The sequence below is a fragment of the Streptomyces flavidovirens DSM 40150 genome (assembly GCF_000429085.1).
Taxonomy (GTDB): domain Bacteria; phylum Actinomycetota; class Actinomycetes; order Streptomycetales; family Streptomycetaceae; genus Streptomyces; species Streptomyces flavidovirens.
The window spans coordinates 52,577-72,740 of record NZ_AUBE01000020.1 but is presented as its reverse complement, the minus strand read 5'-3'; the positions used below and the strand labels follow the sequence as shown (position 1 = coordinate 72,740).

14 protein-coding genes are annotated in these 20,164 nt (G+C 71.2%); 11 read left to right on the top strand and 3 right to left on the bottom strand.

Annotated elements, in window-relative coordinates; genetic code table 11:
* The first annotated feature begins 42 nt into the window (after window positions 1–42).
* The 3 genes from G412_RS35645 (at window position 43) to G412_RS0123200 (ending at window position 3,754) form a co-directional block, all read left to right on the top strand.
* Complete coding sequence (locus tag G412_RS35645; RefSeq protein ID WP_078607281.1) at window positions 43–1,833, top strand: DUF4153 domain-containing protein; 1,791 nt, start codon at window positions 43–45, stop codon at window positions 1,831–1,833.
* Window positions 1,834–2,335: 502 nt separating this feature from the next.
* Entirely contained in the window at window positions 2,336–3,046 is a 711-nt protein-coding gene (locus G412_RS0123205; RefSeq protein WP_028814179.1) for a ribonuclease HII, read from the top strand.
* Window positions 3,047–3,106: 60 nt separating this feature from the next.
* Window positions 3,107–3,754 (top strand): hypothetical protein, encoded by a 648-nt coding sequence (locus G412_RS0123200; RefSeq protein WP_028814178.1) that lies wholly within the window; start codon window positions 3,107–3,109, stop codon window positions 3,752–3,754.
* A gap of 120 nt (window positions 3,755–3,874) precedes the next feature.
* Here the strand turns inward: G412_RS0123200 and G412_RS0123195 are convergent, their stop codons facing one another.
* Window positions 3,875–4,501 (bottom strand): hypothetical protein, encoded by a 627-nt coding sequence (locus G412_RS0123195; protein WP_028814177.1) that lies wholly within the window; start codon window positions 4,499–4,501, stop codon window positions 3,875–3,877.
* A gap of 258 nt (window positions 4,502–4,759) precedes the next feature.
* The gene (locus tag G412_RS0123190; RefSeq protein ID WP_028814176.1) at window positions 4,760–6,922 is read right to left on the bottom strand and encodes a RecQ family ATP-dependent DNA helicase; all 2,163 of its coding nucleotides are present in this window, start codon (window positions 6,920–6,922) and stop codon (window positions 4,760–4,762) included.
* A gap of 111 nt (window positions 6,923–7,033) precedes the next feature.
* Here G412_RS0123190 and G412_RS0123185 point away from each other — a divergent pair, with 111 nt between their 5' ends.
* The 7 genes from G412_RS0123185 (at window position 7,034) to G412_RS0123155 (ending at window position 17,266) form a co-directional block, all read left to right on the top strand.
* On the top strand, window positions 7,034–8,335 hold the full coding sequence (locus G412_RS0123185) for a DUF4192 domain-containing protein (RefSeq protein ID WP_028814175.1): 1,302 nt from the start codon (window positions 7,034–7,036) through the stop codon (window positions 8,333–8,335).
* A gap of 108 nt (window positions 8,336–8,443) precedes the next feature.
* Entirely contained in the window at window positions 8,444–10,450 is a 2,007-nt protein-coding gene (locus G412_RS0123180; RefSeq protein WP_051338554.1) for a glycogen debranching N-terminal domain-containing protein, read from the top strand.
* Between the two features lie 99 nt (window positions 10,451–10,549).
* Window positions 10,550–11,314, top strand: coding sequence for an NUDIX hydrolase (locus G412_RS0123175; protein ID WP_028814173.1), 765 nt, complete (start codon window positions 10,550–10,552; stop codon window positions 11,312–11,314).
* 210 nt (window positions 11,315–11,524) lie between these two features.
* Window positions 11,525–13,279 (top strand): ATP-binding cassette domain-containing protein, encoded by a 1,755-nt coding sequence (locus G412_RS0123170; protein WP_028814172.1) that lies wholly within the window; start codon window positions 11,525–11,527, stop codon window positions 13,277–13,279.
* Window positions 13,280–13,439: 160 nt separating this feature from the next.
* Window positions 13,440–14,327, top strand: a complete 888-nt coding sequence (locus G412_RS0123165; protein WP_078607279.1) for a FadR/GntR family transcriptional regulator — start codon at window positions 13,440–13,442, stop codon at window positions 14,325–14,327.
* Window positions 14,328–14,704: 377 nt separating this feature from the next.
* Window positions 14,705–16,282 (top strand): RNA polymerase sigma factor, encoded by a 1,578-nt coding sequence (locus G412_RS0123160; protein WP_028814170.1) that lies wholly within the window; start codon window positions 14,705–14,707, stop codon window positions 16,280–16,282.
* Window positions 16,283–16,435: 153 nt separating this feature from the next.
* Window positions 16,436–17,266 (top strand): serine protease, encoded by an 831-nt coding sequence (locus G412_RS0123155; protein WP_028814169.1) that lies wholly within the window; start codon window positions 16,436–16,438, stop codon window positions 17,264–17,266.
* 108 nt (window positions 17,267–17,374) lie between these two features.
* Here the strand turns inward: G412_RS0123155 and G412_RS0123150 are convergent, their stop codons facing one another.
* Window positions 17,375–17,605 carry a DUF7455 domain-containing protein gene (locus G412_RS0123150; RefSeq protein WP_028814168.1) on the bottom strand — a complete coding sequence of 77 codons (231 nt, stop codon included), beginning with the start codon at window positions 17,603–17,605 and terminating at the stop codon, window positions 17,375–17,377.
* Between the two features lie 431 nt (window positions 17,606–18,036).
* Here G412_RS0123150 and G412_RS0123145 point away from each other — a divergent pair, with 431 nt between their 5' ends.
* A complete protein-coding gene (locus G412_RS0123145) occupies window positions 18,037–20,157 on the top strand; it encodes a DNA gyrase/topoisomerase IV subunit B (protein WP_028814167.1) in 2,121 nt (706 codons plus the stop codon).
* Window positions 20,158–20,164 lie beyond the last annotated feature (7 nt).

Genomic DNA, 20,164 nt, shown 5'->3' with positions numbered 1-20,164 from the left:
GCGGCACCCTGCCGTCTCCCTGCCCGGTCGGGAGGGGGTCCCGTGTCCGACACGCCATCCAGACCATCCAAGCAATCCGCACCGTCCACGCCGTCCGCACCGTCCACTTCATCCACACCGTCCCCGCCGTCCACACCGTCCACACCGTCCGCTTCATCCGCACCGTCCACGCCGTCCGAGCAGTCCGATGACGGCAGCGGTCCGGGACCCGCGCCGCAGGACATCGCTCCGCAGCCACCGGCGACGATTTCGTACCGGGAGCAGCACAGCAGGGCGACACAGCCCCAGCGCCACCACCCCTGGCCGCCGCCACCCGCCGCACCGCGGCAACCGGCCGGCCCCCCGAAGTGGCTGACCGACGTACGACCCGAGCCGCCGGTCGGAATCCGTCCCGCCACGTTCGTGGCTGCCTTGGCCACCGCCCTGCTCAGCGCCCTGCTGCTGGGAGACGGGCTGGGCCTGAACCTGCTGGTTGTAGCCGTCCCGGCCGCTCTCGCCGCGTACTTCGCCGCGCAGGCGGCCGGTCGCCGCCCGCGCCCCTGGACGCTCGTCTGGGCCGTCGGCGGCCTGGCGCTGCTGGCCATTCCGGCGCTGCGTGACGCGGGCTGGCCGACGTTCCTCGCCTGCATCTCCGCGCTGGCGCTCGGCTCGCTCGCCCTGCACGGCAACCGCACCTGGGCTGGCGTTCTCGCCGGCTCCCTGGGCATCTTCGGTTCACTCGGCCCCGGTACGGCGTGGGCCTGGCGCGGTCTGCGCGAGCGGGCGGAAGCGTCCCGCGGACGCTGGGCGCCCATGGTGCGTACGACCCTTGTCGCCGTCGTACTACTGATCGTCTTCGGGGCGCTCTTCGCCTCCGCGGACGCCGCCTTCGCCGATCTGCTGGGCGGCCTCAGCCCCGACGTCTCCGTCGCGGACGGTCCCTGGCGGACATTCCTCTTCGCTGTCGGCCTGCTGGGTGCGCTGGCCGCTGCCCGTACCGCGGCCGCGCCGATGCGCTGGGACCGGCTCAAGATACGTCCCGGACGCGCTCGCGGCCGAGCGGAGTGGGCACTGCCGCTGGTCGTGCTCAATCTGCTCTTCGCTGCCTTCATCGCGGTCCAGCTCGCCGTCCTGTTCGGCGGTTACGACAAGGTGCTCAGCGAGAGACTGTCGTACGCCGAGTACGCGCGGCAGGGTTTCTGGCAACTGCTCTGGGCCACTCTGCTGATCCTCCTGGTCATCGCCCTCGCCCTGCGCTTCGCCCCGCGCGGCGGAGGCCGCGACCGCGCCCTGGTCCGCTCGGTGCTCGGCACCCTGTGCGTCCTCACGCTGGTCGTCGTCGCGTCCGCGCTGCGCCGCATGGACCTGTACGTCGATGCGTACGGCCTGACCCGGCTGCGCATCTCCGTGGCGGCGGTCGAGCTGTGGCTGGGCCTGGTGATCGTACTGATCATGGCGGCCGGGGTGCTCGGGTCCCGCTGGCTGCCGCGCGCGGTTGCCGCGAGCGCGGCGGCGGCCGTGCTGGCCTTCGGCCTGATCTCGCCGGACGGGCTGGTCGCGCAGCAGAACGTCGCCCGCCACGGCAGTACCGAGAAGCTTGACGTGCACTACTTCCAGGACCTGTCGGCCGACGCCGTACCGGCACTCGACACGCTGCCGGAGCCGCAACGTTCCTGCGCGCTGGTCGGCATCGCGAGCCGGCTGGAGGACCGGAACGAGCCCTGGTACGCGACGAGCCTCGGCGTGGTGCGGGCGCGCGAGATCCTCGAAGACCGCCCGCTGAAGGTCGACGAGACCGAGTGCCGGAAGCTCGGCACGTACGGCGACCAGCGAGGGTTCTACGACGAGTACTGACCGGTGCCGACAGCGGACCCGCCGGGCCCGCGTGTACGCGCGGTTGCGCCCGGCTTGTGTGGCGCTGCTGGCTGAGTGGTAGTCAGGGTGGATGCCACGCTGATGGTTTGGAGGCGGCAGGCGCTCAGACCGGGGCTGCGGTCTGCCGCCGACGCGCTTGGTTCTTTACGAATGCGACAGCGGGGTCGCCGAACGGTTCCACGGAGTGATCCTTCGGCAGGTGGCCGAGCTGTCGAACCGGCTCTTGGGTGAGGTCGTACGCCGGGGAATCGAACGGGGTGACGTCCGCCCGACGCTCCCGCCGCTGATCCGGTTCTCGATGTGGTCCTGGGCCTGATGATGTACCGCTCACAGGTGTGCGACAGCGAACGGCAGGACGAGGAGATCGCCGGAATGGCCGACCAGTTCATGGCGCCGTTCCTGCCTCCGGTGGCCCGCTGAACGCAGGGGGCGGGACCGGGGTGTCGCCGGCCGCCCCCGGCGGCGTAACCTGGCAGGCGCCATGCCGTACGAACCACCCACCCACACCGTCGAGCGCTCACTGCGCGCCACCACCGGTGCCAAGATCATCGCTGGTGTCGACGAAGTCGGGCGCGGAGCGTGGGCCGGACCCGTCACCGTGTGCGCGGCTGTCACCGGTCTGCGCCGCCCGCCCGACGGACTCACCGACTCCAAACTCATCAGCCCCAAGCGCCGTACCGAGCTGGCCGCGGTCCTTGAGGGATGGGTCACCTCGCACGCCCTCGGACACTCCTCGCCCGAGGAGATCGACGAGCTCGGGATGACCGCCGCCCTGCGGCTCGCCGCCGTACGCGCCCTGGAGGCGCTGCCGGTGCGGCCGGACGCGGTGATCCTCGATGGGAAGCACGACTATCTCGGACTGCCCTGGAAGGTCCGTACGGTGATCAAGGGCGATCAGTCCTGCATCGCGGTCGCGGCGGCCTCGGTGATCGCCAAGGTGCGGCGGGACGCGATGATGGCCGAACTGGAGAAGGAGTCCGAGGAGTTGGCCGCCTACGCTTTCTCGGCCAACGCGGGCTATCCCTCACCTGTGCACAAGGCGGCGCTGGCGGAGCGGGGGCCCTCCCCGTACCACCGGCTTTCGTGGGTCTATCTCGACGCGCTGCCCCAGTGGCAGCATCTCAAGAAGACCCGGATCTCGGCGGAGGCCGCAGCTCTGGAAAACGGGGGCCAACTCGGCTTCGATTTCTGATCGCACGCATGTACCCACCCGCTGCTGCGTTCAGCGGTGACATTTGATAGACATCCACTCATGCCTCTCTCCCCCGAGGAGCCTCAGATTCACGAGAGCGCCCAGGGTCCCCGCGTCACATCGGCCACCGGCCGTCCCGCGTCGACCCCTCGTCCCGTACCCGGTCCGCGCACCGCGGCCACGCCGCGTCCCGGACGTCCCGTACCCGGCCCCGGCCCGGTCAGGCCGGCGTCGCCCGCGGCGCAGCGGTCGCACACGCCCGGTGGCCGGTCCCCGTCCACGCGGCAGGAGAATCGTTCCGCGCCGCAGATCCAGCTCATCCCCGCTCCGGCGGGCGGCGCGCTCGACGCCGCCGACGAGGCGGTCGACGTCCTGCTCGACGCGGGCCGCGCGCCGGGCGACATCCTGGTGCTCACTACCGGTGCGCTGCACCCATGGGCCGCCCACGAACTGTCCTTCGGTGAAGCCGCCTACTGGGCCCAGCACGACGCCCGTGACGACGTCTTCTACGCGGACGCCGCCGTCGCGGAGCGGGCTGCCGCCCGACCCGTGGTCGTCGTCGCCGTCAATGGCGAAGCCGGCGAGGGTGACGAGCGCGGCGACGCGGTGAACCCGGCGCTGCGGCTCGCCAAGGCACGTGCGGGCGCGCTGCTGATCGTGTGCGGAGACCCGCAGCGGGCCAACTCCGTGCTCGGCACGGGCGTCTGAGGCCTCACACGTTCGTACGCCTTCGTGAGCGCCGTACGCTCCGTGCGCACCTCGCGCTCCGTGCTCGTGCGTGAGGTGCGTCGTGAGGTGCGTGAGGGACGAGCAGGCCGGCGGACCGCTTCAGCGGGCCGCCGCCCGCCGCAGGGCGTCCGCCGCCCCGCCGCCTGTGCGTGGCGGCGGCTCCGCCTCGGCCGCGGCTTCGGCCAGGCCGGACGGGCGTGATCCGGTGCTCGGGCGACGGCCGCCACGGCCTTCACCCAGCACCTGCCAGCCGCCGTGCGTCAACGTGATGTACGCGCCGCAGCGCAGTCCGTGCAGAGTGCAGGCGTCCCGCAGGCCCCACATCCAGGCCCCGTCCTCCTCGGTCCAGCGCTCGTCGCCGTCGCGGCAGTAGAGCAGCACGGCGGTCCGTACGGGCGTACGCCGGCGCAGGTCGTGCGGGATGACGCGACGCAGGTGCGCGAGCAGGGCGTTACGGAACTCCCAGCCGTCCGCCGGGACGGAACGCCGGGCGAACGAGGCGCTGGCGGTGAGCCGTTCCTCGGTGTCGAGGACGGCGACGACAGCCGTGGCAGGCTGCGGGTGATGCCGCGCGTGCAGTCCGCTGACCACTTCACGCGGATTGCGCAGCAGCGGTATACCGGCGGCTGCCCACTCGGACGGTTCGAGCGTCCGGCCCAGACGGCTGGCGGAATCGGCCGATGCCGAGTTCAACGAGCCGGTGGACGAAGCGAATCCGAAGGTCACGGTCCTCCCTTCGCATACGCGCCCGCGCTGCGGGCAGGGTCGGTTGGGCGCACCGCGGTACAGCCCTTCCGGTACTAAGGCGGTCCGCGCGGGGAGCGCTCCAATTCTCGCTGTCCCGCGGGGTGTGCGGCAACGAGCAATTGGCGCGGTCGACTGAAATCTGCGGGTATGACGCGGATATCCCTGCCCAGTCCGGCCGCGTGCGATGCCTCCCGCCCGGCCGGAGCAGCGCCGGCGCATCCCCTGTGACCAGGTGACTCAGCTCTGCACGGCAAGCACCAGCGGCAGCACCGCCGGGGCGCCCGCTTGACGCAGAAGGCGCGCTGCCACCGCCAACGTCCAGCCCGTTTCCGTGAAGTCGTCCACCAGGAGGACCGGGCCATCGGCGCCGGCCAGTGCCGAAGCAAGCTGAGGCGGCAAAGTGAGGGCGCCGTCGAGCGTACGGAGCCGCTGTGCGCTGTTGCTGCGATGCGGGGAAGTGACGTTGGCCGCCGCCGTGTACTCCAGCGAGCCGATCAACGGCATCCTTCCCACTTCAGCGATCCTGGCGCCCAGTGTGTGGATCAGCTCCGGCCTGGTGCGCGAGGCCATGGTGACCACCCCCACCGGGCGTGCGGGGGCGTCCGGATCCCCGGATGCCCATCCGCCCGGCCCCTTCGCCCAGTCGGCCAGTACACCCACCACCGCCTCCGCCACGGCCTCCGGCACCGGTCCGTCCGCGGCGCGCGGCGACAGCATCGGGCGCAGCCGGTTGCCCCAGCCGATGTCCGAGAGCCGCCCCAGGGCACGCCCGGGCAGCGCCTGTTCGCCCGCGGGGATACGGCCCTTGCGGTCGATGCCGACCGCGGCGAGCCCGGTCGGCCACATCCGCCGCGGTTCCACTTCGACGCCCGCGCGGCTCAGTTCACCGCGCGCCGTATCCAGCGCCTCCGGGGACAGCCCGGCGGTGAACCGGGGCTGCGCGCAGTTGTCGCAGCGGCCACAGGGCGCCGCGCCTTCGTCGTCGAGCTGGCGTTGCAGGAACTCCATCCGGCAGCCGGCCGTCGTGGCGTAGTCGCGCATGGCCTGTTGCTCGGCCGCCCGCTGCCGGGCCACCCGGGCGTACCGTTCGGCGTCGTACGTCCAAGGCTGTCCGGTGGCGGTCCAGCCGCCCTTCACCCGCCTGACCGCGCCGTCCACGTCGAGGACCTTGAGCATCATTTCCAGGCGTGAGCGGCGCAGCTCCACCAAAGGCTCCAGTGCGGGCAGCGACAGTGGCTTCCCCGCGCGGGCGAGCACATCGAGGGTGCGGCGGACCAGCTCCTCGGGTGGGAACGCGACCGAGGCGAAGTACTCCCAGATCGCCTCGTCCTCCTTGCCCGGCAGCAGCAGCACCTCCGCGTGGTCCACAGCGCGCCCGGCGCGTCCGACCTGCTGGTAGTAGGCGATGGGGGAGGAGGGGGAGCCGAGATGGACGACGAAACCGAGGTCGGGTTTGTCGAAGCCCATGCCGAGGGCGGAGGTGGCGACCAGAGCCTTGACCCGGTTGGCGAGCAGATCCTCTTCGGCCTGCTGCCGGTCGGCGTTCTCGGTCTTGCCCGTGTACGAGGCGACGGCGTGCCCGCGCTGGCGCAGGAACGCGGTGATCTCCTCGGCGGCGGCCACGGTCAGGGTGTAGATGATCCCGGAGCCGGGGAGCTCCTTGAGGTGGTCGGCAAGCCAGGCCAGCCGGTGGGCCGCGTCGGGGAGGTGCAGGACACCGAGGCTGAGGCTGTCCCGGTTGAGCGGCCCGCGCAACACCAGGGCGTCGGAGCCGCCTCCCGTGCCCAGCTGCTCCGCGACATCGGCGGTGACGCGCGCGTTGGCCGTGGCCGTGGTGGCGAGAACCGGCACGTCGGGCGGCAGGTCGGCGAGCATGGTGCGCAGCCGTCGGTAGTCGGGCCGGAAGTCGTGCCCCCAGTCCGAGATGCAGTGGGCCTCGTCCACCACCAGCAGGCCGGTGGCAGCCGAAAGCTTGGGCAGCACCTCGTCGCGGAAGTCGGGATTGTTGAGCCGCTCGGGGCTGACCAGCAGCACGTCCACCTCGCCGGCGGCGACCTCTGCCTGGACCGTGTCCCACTCCTCGGTGTTGGAGGAGTTGATCGTCCGGGCGTGGATGCCGGCCCGGGCCGCGGCTTCGACCTGGTTGCGCATGAGCGCGAGGAGCGGCGAGACGATCACAGTGGGGCCCGCGCCGCGCTCGCGCAACAGTGCGGTGGCCACGAAGTACACGGCGGACTTGCCCCAGCCGGTTCGCTGGACGACCAGCGCTCTGCGCTTGTCGGCGACGAGAGCCTCGATGGCCAGCCATTGGTCCTCGCGCAGCCGGGCGGTGCCGCTGGTGTCCCCGACGAGGCGGGCGAGTACGGAATCGGCCGAGGACCTGAGCTCTGCGTTGGTCATGCCCCCATGCAACCTGATGGTTCGGACATTGTGCGAATGCGGGCTCCGACCTGTGGATAAAGTTATCCACAGGGTTGGCGGAGCGGGCGGTCTCTGCGGGACCGTCGAGCCATGAACAAGCACCACGAACCCACAGGCCCCTCCGCCGACGACCAGATCACCCTGCGCGGCCCCGCCGAACTCGCCGACGCCCTCCCGTACCTCATGGGATTCCACCCGACCGACAGCGTGGTGATGGTCGCGCTGCACGGCCGCCGCGGCCGTTTCGGCGGGCGGCTCAGGCTCGGCATCCCCCGCTCGCCGAGGGAATGGCCGTTCGTCTCCGACCAGCTCGCCGAGTGCCTGGTGACCGGCAGCGAGCGCCGGGCAGGCCGCCCCGACGGCATCGTCGTCTTCCTCTGCCAGGACCCGGCCGACGGGGAGTCCGCCCGGCAGGTGATGGAGCGGCTGCGCCCCTTCGCGCAACGGCTGCGCACCGCGTGCGGCGCGCTCGATGTGCCCGTGTTCGAAGCGCTGTGCATTTCCGACGGGAGGTACTGGTCCTACTGCTGCCCCGATGCACGCTGCTGCCCGCCCGACGGCAACGTACTGGCCCTGCCGGGCACCTCGGTGATGGCTGCGGCCGCCGCCTACGCCGGTATCCAAGTGCGCGGATCCCTGCGGGAGATGGAGGCGAGGCTCGCGCCGCGGCAGCCGGCCGACCAGGAGCAGGTGCGGGCTCTGGACGCCGCAGGGCTCGCGCTGGTGCCCCGGATCCTCGGCGGGGCCGAGCGTGAGCAGGTCGGAGCCGAGACGCTCGGGCTGGCGCGCCGGCTCATGAAGCGCCTCGGTGAGAACAAGCCGGCCTCGGCGAGCTGGCCCGACGCGGACGCCGGGGACGACACACTCATCTCCCATGACGAGGCCGCCGCCGTCATCCTCGGCCTTCAGGACCGCGAGACCAGGGACCGGGCCGCGGAGTGGATGGAAGGCCCCGACGCCGAGCCCGCACTGCGGCTGTGGCGGGCGCTCGCCCGTCGGTGCGCCGGAGCGTACGAAACCCATGCCCCGGCCCCGCTCACGCTCGCGGGATGGGTCGCCTGGTCGACCGGCGACGAGCCTGGGGCGAGAGTCGCCCTCGGCCGCGCACTGCGCTCCGACCCCGAGTACACCTTCGCGCAGCTCCTGCACCAGGCGTGCAACGAGGGCCTCGACCCCGAAGCGCTACGGCGCTGCCTGCGTCAGGAGCGCGCTGAGCGCAAGCGGCCCCACCCGCACCCCCGCCCCGTACGTACGCGGCCGGCCACACGGTCCGTACGGCCGCAGGCAGCCGCCAAGCGAAGTACGCCGCCCGCCAAGGCGCGGCCCGGAGCAGCCGCCGCGCGAGGCCGCACTCGCCGGCAGGACGGGCAGCGCGGGAGGAGCGAGCGATGACGGCCGTGACCAGGGCGCCGATGCGGACGTTCACACGGGTGGCCGTACCGCGAACGCCCCGCGCCCATCCGGCCGGTGCGGCTGTCACGAGCGCAGAGGAGGCACCGTATGACCCTCACCGCCCCGCCCCCCGCCGCCGCCGCGGGAAGGCCGCTCAAGGGAGGTGCCCGGCCTCCCGGTGAGCTTCCCTCGGTCCATGCCCTGCTGATCTGTGCGGACCTGCCGGGACTCGTGCTCTCCCCTGAACACGGGCAGCTCACCGGCCACGGACTGGAGGGCTTCTACCAGTCGGGGCGCCGACTGCTCTCTCGCTGCCACCTGCGCATCGCGGGGCGCGAACCGGTCGCGGTGCAGGGCCGGCTGGTCTCGGCCGGTCAGGCCCGGTTCGTGGGTGTGGTGCGTACGCCGGGCAGCGCGGGACCGGACCCCGAGATCGCCGTGGAGCGGCTGCGGCACGCCGAGGGCACGGAACGGATCATCCTGCGCAGCTCGGCCCGCCACACCATGCGGCTGCGGGTGGAGATCGGACTCGGCACCGATCTGGCGGAACTCGGCGCCGTCGCGGCGGGCCGCCCGGGGCCCCAGCTGCCTGCCAGCGTGCACGCCTCCGGACTGCGCTGGTCGGCGGCCGGAGCCCGGGCCGTGGTCACCGCCGACCCGCCTCCCGAGGACGCGATTGCCTCCGCCGGCCTGCTGCGCTGGGAGATCGAGCTACTGCCCGGCGCCTCGCGCGTCATCGAGCTTCGGATCCGTGCGGACCGTGGGGCCCGGGCGCCGGTGAAGATTGGGACCGGACCGCTCTCCGAGGCGACGGCGGAGGGAGACGATCCGCGGGTACGGGAGCTGCTGCGGACCAGCCTCGGTGACCTGCGGGCCCTGTTGATGCGCGACCCGCGCAATCCGGCGGATGTGTATCTGGCGGCGGGAGTGCCCTGGCGCTGCGGGCTCGCACCCGCCGAGGCGCTGTGGGCGGCGCGGATGACGCTGCCGCTCGGCACGCGGCTCGCCGCGTCGACACTGCGTGCCCTTGCCCGCACCCAACTGCCCGGCCCCGGGCCGGACCAGGGGCGGCTGCCGGGCCCGCTCAGGGACGCGGGCCCGCATCTCCCGCCCAGCTGCACGGGCGTGGAGGCGACGCTCGCCTTCCCGGTGGTACTCGCCGAAGCGAGGCGGTGGGGGCTGCCCGAGCAGGACCTGGAGGAGCTGCTTCCCGTGGCCGAGCGCTGTCTGCTCTGGCTGCGCAGAGCCGCGGACTACGACGGCTGTCTGCCGGAGCGGGGGCCCGACCGGCCCCGGCGCAGCGAGACCCAGGCCCACGCCCACCGCGCGGCGGTACTCGGCGCCGACCTGCTGGCCGAGTGCGGCAGACCGGGCGCCGAAGGATGGCGCGAGTGGGCGGCGGAGCTGCGCCGTACGTTCCGGGAGTCTTTCTGGATCGACGACCCCGCGGGCGGCCGGCCGGCGGCAGCCACAGCACGGGGACGGCTCGTCCCGCATCTGGGCGGCGCCGTCGCGCACCTCCTGGACACCGGCCTGCTCGGCGGGGGGCGACTCGCACCCGGTCTGCTGGACAGGGCCCAGTCGGAGCAGGTGGCGAGGCTGCTCGGCGGCCCCGCGATGGACTCGGGCTGGGGGCTGCGCAGCCTGGGCGCCAAGGAGACCGGCCACAACCCCTTCGGCCACCGCGGCGGCGCGGTGCGCGTCCACGAAACGGCGGTCGCCGTCACGGGACTCGCGGCGGCGGGGTACGAGCGGGAGGCGGCGTCGCTGCTGCGCGGGGTCCTGGACGCGGCGGGAACGTTCGGCAACCGGCTGCCGGAGATGTACTCCGGCGAGCAGCGCACCACGGACAGTCTTCCCGTGCCGCATCCGGCCGCGTGCCGGCCCGCGGCGGTGGCCGCCGCCGCCGGCGTCCACCTGCTCACCGCGCTCGCGGGCGTCCGCCCGGACGCCCCTGCGGGCACAGTGGCACTGTTCCCCGTACGCAGTGCACCGCTCGGCGCCGTGCAGTTCTCCGGACTGCGCGTGGCGGGGGAGCCTTTCGCCGTACGGATCAACAGGCTCGGCCTCGGCATGATCGAGGAAGCCGCCGGCGCACTCCAGTTGGGGGTCTGAACCGTGGACGCCGACGAGCGGCGCGAAGAGGCCGCCGCGGACGGCGGCTTCCCCGGCAAGAGGACTGTTTATCGTCAGGCAGACGACTATGATCGCGGCATGTCGCCCTACGACCCATCGGCCTTTCCTCCCTTCGCCGTCACCGTGGATCTGGTCGTGCTCACCGTGCGCCGTCACGCGCTCTGCGCGCTGGTCGTACGCCGAGGCGAGCAGCCCTACCAGGGCCGGTGGGCGCTGCCTGGCGGCTTCGTGCGGGCGGAGGAGGATCTCGGGGCGGCGGCGGCGCGCGAACTCGCCGAGGAGACGGGGCTGTGCGCGCACGAGCCCGGCACACCCTCGGTCGGGAACGGGGCGCACCTCGAACAGCTCGCCACGTACGGAGACCCGAAACGGGACCCCCGGATGCGCGTGGTGAGCGTGGCCTATCTGGTGCTCGCGCCGGACCTTCCCGCCCCGCGTGCCGGTGGCGACGCGCACAGCGCGCGCTGGGCGCCGGTGGAGGCCCTGCTCGGCCAGGAGGGTGACTACAGCCGCGAGGAGGAGCCGCCGGCGCCCCTCGCCTTCGACCATGCCCAGATCCTCGCGGACGGCGTGGAACGCGCCCGCTCCAAGATCGAGTACTCGTCGCTCGCCACCGCTTTCTGCCCGCCGGAGTTCACGGTCGGCGAGCTGCGCCGTGTGTACGAAGCCGTCTGGGGCGTCGCCCTCGACCCCCGGAACTTCCACCGCAAGGTCACCGGCACCCCAGGATTCCTGGTCCCCTCGGGCGGGACCACGACCCGGCAGGGCGGCAGGCCCGCGCAGTTGTTCCGGGCTGGCGGAGCGACGCTGCTCAATCCGCCGATGCTGCGTCCCGAGGTCTGACGCAGAGCGCCGAGACGAGTTCCGACACCGAGCCGAGACCGAGATCCCAGACCGAAGTCCGACACGGGTCCGACGCGAGTTGACTCAGGCCTGTGACTCAGGGCTCTGACACCCGCACGCCTTCGGTGCACCAAAAGTCGGATATGTCGCGTTATCTTGCTGCGGTACCGCCCTGCCGCCGAGCGGTCTCCCCCTTCCGCGAGAGAAGCGATGCTCCAGGCCATCGGACTCACCAGCGCCCCCCGCCGAAGTCTTCCGCCCGCTGTCGACGACCTCACCTTCGAGGCGCGGCCGGGGCAGGTCACGGCCCTCCTCGGTGCGGCCGGATCCGGCAAGACCACGGCGCTCAAGCTGATGCTCGACCTCGCACCCGGCCGCGGTGTCACGTACTTCCGCGGCCGCCCCCTGTACCGGATCACCCACCCCGCCCGCGAGGTCGGCGCGCTCCTGGGTGATGTGCCGGGCCACCCCGCGCGTACCGCCCGCGGCCAGCTCCGCATGCTCTGCGCCGCGGTCGGGGTGCCCGCCGCGCGCGCGAACGACATGCTCGACCTCGTTGGCCTGGCCGCCCTCGCCGACCAGCGCCTCAGCACGCTCTCCCTCGGCATGGACCGCCGACTCGGCCTCGCCGCCGCCTTGTTGGCGGACCCGCACACACTCCTCCTCGACGAGCCCGCCAAGGGCCTGTCGCCGCGCGAGAACAGCTGGCTGTTCGGGCTGCTGCGCGGCCACGCCGCCCGGGGCGGCACCGTCCTGTACACCACGAGCGACGCCAGGGAAGCGGCCCGCACTGCCGACCGGGTCGTCACCATCGAGGGTGGCCGCCTCGTCGCGGACCAGACGGTCGCCGAGTTCGCCAGGACCAGGCTCCGCCCCCGCGTCGCCGTCAGGACGCCGCACGCCGCCCGCCTCGGCGCCGTAGTCGCACGCGAGGCCCGCGCCGCCCGGCGCTCCGTCGAAGTCGTGACCGAGGGCGGCACACGCCTCTCCGTCTACGGCAGCGACTGCGCGCAGATCGGCGAAACCGCCTTCCGGCACGGCATCCTGATCCACCGGCTCGCCGACGAGACCCTCGACACCGGACCGGTCCCCGCGCAGGAGCCGCAGTCTGCCCCCACCGCCTCCGGCGGCGCCGGACGGGCCGAAACCGGCGCCCGGACAGCAGTCCCGCCGCAGACACCCCTCCGTCCGGCCCGCGGCCCGCTCCACCCCCTGCGCTACGAACTGCACCGCCTCCTCGGTACGAGGACGACCCTTCTGATCGCCACCGCCGTCCTGGTCGCCTCCGTGGCGATTTCCGTACTGCTGGCCCGCCAGGGCAGCGCCCCTCTGCCCGCCCTTCTCGCCGCCTGGCCCGGCCTCCTCCCCCTGCCGCCCGCCGCGTTCGGCGCCGGACTGCTCGGCGCCATCGCGTTCGGTGAGGAGTTCCGGTACCCGGCCCTCGCGACGGCCCGCGGCACGGTCCCCCGCCGGGTCGGACTGCTCCTCGCCAAGCTGGCCGTCTCGGCCGCCGCCGCGCTCCTGCTGGGCTTCCTCGTGGCGGTGGCCGACGCCCAGGCACTGAGACTGGTGTACGGCGAAGATCTGCTGCGCGTACCGGACAAATGGGCCTCCATGGCTGCCAGTTGGTCCGGCCTGACCGTCGGCTGCGCCTGGGCCGGGCTGCTCGGCGCGGCGGTTTTCCGCGCCACGGCCGCCGGAGTGGCCGCGGTACTCGCCGTACCGGTTCTGGTGGTGCCGCTCGCGCAGCGAATCGTCGCGGGCCCGTCCGCGCGTTCGGTGGCCGGACTTCCGGGCAGACTGCGCGAGGTGGCGTGGCTGCAGTGGCCGTACGAGATCGATCCGTGGCTGGTGGCTGCGATGAGAGTCGCGGCCCAACCGGTCGGTGCGGCACTGATGTTGTCGCTGTGTGCCCTGCTTTGCGCATATCTGTTCACTGGCCTTCGCCGCCGGACCTATTGGTGATCGGCTCGGGCTGTGACGGCTGACGCACAGCCACAGCTACCTGGGGAAAGCCCGTTTCTTTCCGATAAGTCGTCAATTGCAGGGCGGGCGACGATCACCCTTTCGTGTGCTTTTCACCAAAGACCTCAAGGGGTGCGGGAGTCCCGCCGACAAAGGATCCGTGAGTACCCTTGCGCACACCATGATGACCGCCTCCCGCCCCGCCGATTCCGGCCTCGCCGGGCCGGGTGAACTCGACCGCTACCCCTACGCAGAGGCGCCGGGCGCCGATCGCGTCGGCGTGCCCTCCTGGGACGGGGCCGACACGGACCTGGGTCGGATGGGCCGCCGCTCGGCGGGCAGCCGGGGCCGCGGGCTCCACGGCCAACTCGTCCAGCAGCTCGGCCAGATGATCGTCTCCGGCGACCTCGGTGCCGACCGTCCGCTCGTCCCCGAGGAGATCGGCCAGCGCTTCGAGGTCTCCCGTACCGTCGTACGTGAATCCCTACGCGTGCTCGAGGCGAAGGGCCTGGTCAGCGCCCGCCCCAACGTCGGCACCCGGGTCCGCCCCGTCAGCGACTGGAACCTGCTCGATCCCGACATCATCGAGTGGCGGGCCTTCGGTCCGCAGCGCGACGACCAGCGTCGCGAACTGAGTGAACTGCGGTGGATGATCGAGCCGCTCGCCGCCCGCCTCGCGGCCGGTCACGGCCGCGAAGACCTCCAGCAGCGACTCGGCGACATGGTCGAGATCATGGGCCACGCCCTCACTCAGGGCGACTCCCTGACGTTCTCCCGCGCCGACTCCGAGTTCCACTCCCTGCTCATCCAGCTCGCGGGCAACCGCATGCTCGAACACCTCTCCGGCATCGTCTCCGCCGCCCTCCAGGTGTCCGGCGGCCCTGTCACCGGATGTGACCGCCCCACCGAGGCGGCTCTCGTCCACCACTCCCGCACCGTCGACGCGCTCGCCACGGGCGACGCGATGGCCGCCGAAACCGCCATGCGCCAACTGCTCACCGTTCACCCGGAAGTGGAGCGTGTGGTGCCGGCGCCGCGCGAGCACTGACCGCGGAATACGGACCACGGACGACGGCCGGGGTGTGTGCCTTGCGGCCCGACTGCGCTGACGAACCTCGTGTCGCCGGATCCCATGGGGGTCCGGCGACACGATTGTGAGCCGCTCGCGAGCCGATGTCCCTTCTTTTCCTCCTCATTTCGTACGGGGTGTGACTCGGGCCACGCAGATTGGGCGTAACACTCCGCGGGACTGTGCGATGACCTAAGAGGTGACAGCCGAAGAGGGAATACAGCCGTCGAACATGGCGCTGTAACCAGTCCGAGGTTCAACCTGCGCCGTCGGTACATCCCCAGCCGATGTCGTCGGTCGTGGCCCGTACTCAGGGCGAGGCCGGAAGCCGTTTCCATCGTTCCGAGAGGTTGTTCGTGTCGGCCAGCACATCCCGTACGCTCCCGCCGGAGATCGCCGAGTCCGAGTCTGTGATGGCGCTCATCGAGCGGGGAAAGGCTGATGGGCAGATCGCGGGCGATGACGTGCGCCAGGCATTCTTGGCCGACCAGATTCCGGCGGCCCAGTGGAAGAACGTTCTGCGCAGCCTCAACCAGATCCTCGAGGAAGAGGGTGTGACGCTGATGGTCACTGCCGCGGAGTCGCCCAAGCGCCCCCGCAAGAGCGTCGCAGCGAAGAGCCCGGCCAAGCGCACCGCCACGAAGTCCGTCGCGGCCAACGGCGCCCAGCCGGCCCCGGACAGGACGGCCACTGCCACTGCCGCCGCCACTGCCGCTCCGGCATCGGAAACCGTGGAAGCCGTGGCCGACGACGATGTCGTCGCCCCCGAGCCGGCGAAGAAGGCCGCCGCCAAGAAGACGGCAGCCAAGAAGACCGCTGCGAAGAAGACCCCGGCCAAGAAGACGGCCGCGAAGAAGACCTCCGCCAAGAAGGACGCCGACGAGGCCGCCGACGCTGAGGACTCCACCGAGGAGACCCCGGTCAAGCCGGGCGCCGACGAAGAGGAAGAGGGCGGGGAGAAGGGCTTCGTTCTCTCCGACGAGGACGAGGACGACGCGCCCGCGCAGCAGGTCGCCGTCGCCGGCGCCACCGCCGACCCCGTCAAGGACTACCTCAAGCAGATCGGCAAGGTTCCGCTCCTCAACGCCGAGCAGGAGGTGGAGCTCGCCAAGCGCATCGAGGCGGGCCTGTTCGCCGAGGACAAGCTGGCCAACAGCGACAAGCTGGCGCCGAAGCTCAAGCGCGAGCTGGAGATCATCGCCGAGGACGGCCGCCGGGCCAAGAACCACCTGCTGGAGGCCAACCTTCGCCTGGTGGTCTCGCTGGCCAAGCGCTACACCGGCCGCGGCATGCTCTTCCTGGACCTGATCCAGGAGGGCAACCTGGGTCTGATCCGCGCGGTGGAGAAGTTCGACTACACCAAGGGCTACAAGTTCTCGACGTACGCCACCTGGTGGATCCGGCAGGCGATCACCCGCGCGATGGCCGACCAGGCCCGCACCATCCGTATCCCGGTGCACATGGTCGAGGTTATCAACAAGCTGGCCCGTGTCCAGCGTCAGATGCTGCAGGACCTGGGCCGCGAGCCCACCCCGGAGGAGCTGGCCAAGGAACTCGACATGACCCCCGAGAAGGTCATCGAGGTCCAGAAATACGGCCGCGAGCCCATCTCGCTGCACACCCCGCTCGGCGAGGACGGCGACAGCGAGTTCGGTGACCTCATCGAGGACTCCGAGGCGGTCGTCCCGGCCGACGCGGTCTCCTTCACCCTCCTGCAGGAGCAACTGCACTCGGTGCTCGACACCCTGTCCGAGCGCGAGGCGGGTGTCGTGTCCATGCGGTTCGGTCTCACGGACGGCCAGCCGAAGACGCTGGACGAGATCGGCAAGGTCTACGGCGTGACGCGTGAGCGCATCCGTCAGATCGAGTCGAAGACCATGTCGAAGCTGCGCCACCCGTCGCGCTCGCAGGTCCTGCGCGACTACCTCGACTAGGGCATACCCCGTCGTTCGCCGTTCGGGCCGGGGGCCCGGAGTCTCACGTACGAGGCTCCGGGCCCCCGGTCTTTCGCCGCCTTTCGCGGGTGCGGCGCGCAGGTGTCCGGCTGAGGCTGGGAGTGCCATTGCACGACCGAGCCAGGAGGCCGCATGCGTCGCTCTTTTGCCGGATCACTGACAGGGGCGCTGGCCCTGACGGCCATGGCCGTTGCGGCGCCACAGGCCTCAGGAGGGACCACCACCCCGGACGGTGTCGTCGTCGGGGGCCAGCCGGTACAGATCTCGCAGTCGCCGTGGGTGGTGGCCCTGTCGAGCCGTGACCGGTTCGGAGGTACGCGAGCGGGGCAATTCTGCGGGGGAGTGCTGGTGGCACCGGCCAAGGTGCTGACGGCGGCACACTGCGTGAGTTCTGAGGTGCTGGGCGTACCGCTCGGGCAGGTGCGCGACCTGGAAGTCATCGCGGGCCGCAGTGAACTGAAGGGCGCGGGTGGCCGGGAAATCGCGGTGAGTGACGTCAAGCTGAACCCGGCGTACGACACCAAGACCAACGCGGGGGACTTCGCGCTGCTGACGCTGTCGAGCCCGCTCCCCGCGGCCGACACCATCAAGGCGGCGGGGCCGGGCCACGCGGCCTACACCGCTGGGACGGGCGCGGTCGTCTATGGCTGGGGCGATACCACCGGCGCCGGCTCGTACGCCGATGAGCTGCGGGCCGCGGCGGTGAAGGTGTTGCCCGACAGCGCCTGTGAGCGCGCTTATCCGGGGCACGCGGGCGGCACGTACCGCGCGGACAGCATGCTGTGCGCCGGGGACGAGAACGGCGGTCACGACGCCTGCCAGGGAGACAGCGGCGGGCCGCTGGTGGCCGACGGCAGGCTGATCGGGCTCGTCTCCTGGGGGAGCGGCTGCGGTCAGGCTAAGAATCCCGGCGTGTACGCACGCCTCTCCGCGGCCCCTGAAACATGGGCCGAAAGAAACTGATTACGCTTGCAGCGTACGAGTACGGGCGGCCTTCCCAGCTTGGCCGGGGAGACCGCCCGTCGGCCGGTCCGGGACCGGCCCTTGGCTCGTCGGGGTCGCGAGGAGGTGTCAGCGTTCCTCGTCTTCCGGGGACGGCGGCACGGGGGTCAGCCGGTCGGTCTCGTCCTGTATTTCAGCGGCGATCTTCTTGAGTTCCGGCTCGAACTTGCGTCCGTGGTGGGCGCAAAAGAGCAGTTCGCCGCCGCTGGCCAGGACAACGCGCAGGTAGGCCTGGGCGCCGCATCGGTCGCATCGGTCAGCGGCCGTCAGGGGGCTCGCGGGGGTCAGAACAGTAGTCACGTCGCCTCTTCTCTAGCTCGACGAGCTGTCGTACCAGGGTCAACATCCAACCAGGCCGAAAACGTTCCCGCTCGTGGCTTTTCCTTGAAAAATCTTCCGAGGTGGCTGTCTGCTGCCGGTTAGCGGCGAAGGAGCCGTATTGCGTCGCTCTACGGTTTCGCGTCGATTATTGGATATTTGCCCTCCCGGCTGGCTGCCGGTTGTTCATGAGGACGTGCCCGGAGCCTAAATGGTTCATGCCTAGAAGGGAACGTGATGTCCACGTCACCCCATCGAGGGATCGAACGCGCATGCGACTCTGGACTAGCATGAGTTTTCCTGAGGGTGGCGTTACATCGGCTCTACCAGGCCTCGGTACCCTCTGACCGGCGACCCACGCCGGGCCCGTACCCCATCGGGACACATTTGAAATTCAGCGAGGAGCGAACCGCGTGACCGCCGAGACGTCCGTGCCGTCCACTGCGCTTCTGACCGGTGCAGACCGTGACGGCTCCAACTACACCGCGCGGCACCTCCTCGTACTCGAGGGGCTCGAGGCCGTCCGCAAACGTCCCGGCATGTACATCGGGTCCACCGACAGCCGCGGTCTCATGCACTGCCTCTGGGAGATCATCGACAACTCCGTCGACGAAGCCCTCGGCGGTTACTGCGACCACATCGAGGTCATCCTCCACGACGACGACTCCGTCGAGGTCCGGGACAACGGCCGAGGCATCCCGGTCGACGTCGAGCCCAAAACAGGCCTGTCCGGCGTCGAGGTCGTGATGACCAAGCTGCACGCCGGCGGAAAGTTCGGCGGCGGCTCGTACGCGGCCTCCGGCGGCCTGCACGGCGTCGGCGCCTCCGTCGTCAACGCCCTCTCCGCCCGCCTGGACGTCGAGGTCGACCGCAACAGCGCGACGCACGCCATCAGCTTCCGGCGCGGCGTCCCCGGCATGTTCACCGAATCCGGCCCCGATGCCCCCTTCGACCCGGCGAACGGGCTGCGCAAGGGCAAGCGGGTCCCCAAGACGCGCACCGGCACGCGCGTGCGCTACTGGGCCGACCACCAGATCTTCCTCAAGGACGCCAAGCTCAACCTGGAGACGCTGTACCAGCGCGCCCGCCAGACGGCCTTCCTGGTGCCCGGCCTGACCATCGTCGTACGCGACGAGCGCGCCCTGGGCGGCGAGGGCAAGACGGAGGAGGTCTTCCGCTTCGACGGCGGCATCAGCGAATTCTGCGAGTACCTCGCGCAGGACAAGGCCGTCTGCGACGTCCTGCGGCTGAGCGGACAGGGCACCTTCAAGGAGACCGTGCCGGTCCTCGACGACCGCGGGCACATGACGGCCACCGAGGTCACCCGCGAGCTGGGCGTGGACATCGCGCTGCGCTGGGGCACGGGGTACGACACCACGGTCCGGTCCTTCGTCAACATCATCGCCACCCCCAAGGGCGGCACCCACATCTCCGGCTTCGAGCGGTCCCTCACCAAGACCGTCAACGAAGCGCTGCGCTCGGCCAAGCTGCTGCGCGTCGCCGAGGACGACGTCGTCAAGGACGACGCCATGGAAGGCCTCACCGCGGTCGTCACGGTGCGACTGGCGGAGCCGCAGTTCGAGGGCCAGACGAAGGAAGTGCTCGGTACGTCGGCGGCCGCGCGGATCGTCGGCAATGTCGTCGCCAAGGAGCTCAAGACCTTCCTGACCTCCACCAAGCGCGACGCAAAGCAGCAGGCGCGCTCCGTCATGGAGAAGATCGTCGCCGCCGCGCGGACGCGCATCGCGGCCCGCCAGCACAAGGAGGCTCAGCGCCGCAAGACCGCGCTGGAGTCCTCCTCGCTGCCGGCCAAGCTCGCCGACTGCCGCAGCGACGATGTGGAGCGCAGCGAGCTCTTCATCGTCGAGGGAGACTCCGCGCTCGGTACGGCCAAGCTCGCCCGGAACTCCGAATTCCAGGCGCTGCTGCCCATCCGCGGCAAGATCCTCAACGTCCAGAAGTCGTCCGTGTCGGACATGCTCAAGAACGCCGAGTGCGGCGCGATCATCCAGGTCATAGGAGCGGGGTCCGGCCGGACCTTCGACCTCGACGCCGCTCGCTACGGCAAGATCGTGCTCCTCGTGGACGCCGATGTCGACGGCGCGCACATCCGCTGCCTGCTGCTGACGCTCTTCCAGCGCTACATGCGGCCGATGGTGGAGGCGGGACGCGTCTTCGCCGCCGTACCGCCGCTGCACCGGATCGAGCTCGTCCAGCCCAAGAAGGGCCAGGACAAGTACGTCTATACCTACTCGGACAGCGAGCTGCGGCAGACGCTGCTGGAGTACCAGCGCAAGAACGTGCGCTACAAGGACTCCATCCAGCGCTACAAGGGCCTCGGCGAGATGGACGCGGACCAGCTGGCGGAGACCACGATGGACCCGCGCCACCGCACGCTGCGCCGCATCAACATCGGCGACCTGGAATCCTCCGAGCAGGTTTTCGACCTCCTCATGGGCAACGAGGTGGCGCCCCGCAAGGAATTCATCACCAGCTCGGCGGCCACGCTGGACCGCTCGCGCATCGACGCCTGAGGCCGGG

Bases quoted from the DNA above. Each gene is read 5' to 3' on its own strand.
- G412_RS0123205 (WP_028814179.1), top strand. From the start codon at position 2,336: ATGCCGTACGAACCACCCACCCACACCGTCGAGCGCTCACTGCGCGCC.
- G412_RS0123200 (WP_028814178.1), top strand. From the start codon at position 3,107: ATGCCTCTCTCCCCCGAGGAGCCTCAGATTCACGAGAGCGCCCAGGGT.
- G412_RS0123190 (WP_028814176.1), bottom strand. From the start codon at position 6,922: ATGACCAACGCAGAGCTCAGGTCCTCGGCCGATTCCGTACTCGCCCGC.
- G412_RS0123185 (WP_028814175.1), top strand. From the start codon at position 7,034: ATGAACAAGCACCACGAACCCACAGGCCCCTCCGCCGACGACCAGATC.
- G412_RS0123180 (WP_051338554.1), top strand. From the start codon at position 8,444: ATGACCCTCACCGCCCCGCCCCCCGCCGCCGCCGCGGGAAGGCCGCTC.
- G412_RS0123175 (WP_028814173.1), top strand. From the start codon at position 10,550: ATGTCGCCCTACGACCCATCGGCCTTTCCTCCCTTCGCCGTCACCGTG.
- G412_RS0123170 (WP_028814172.1), top strand. From the start codon at position 11,525: ATGCTCCAGGCCATCGGACTCACCAGCGCCCCCCGCCGAAGTCTTCCG.
- G412_RS0123155 (WP_028814169.1), top strand. From the start codon at position 16,436: ATGCGTCGCTCTTTTGCCGGATCACTGACAGGGGCGCTGGCCCTGACG.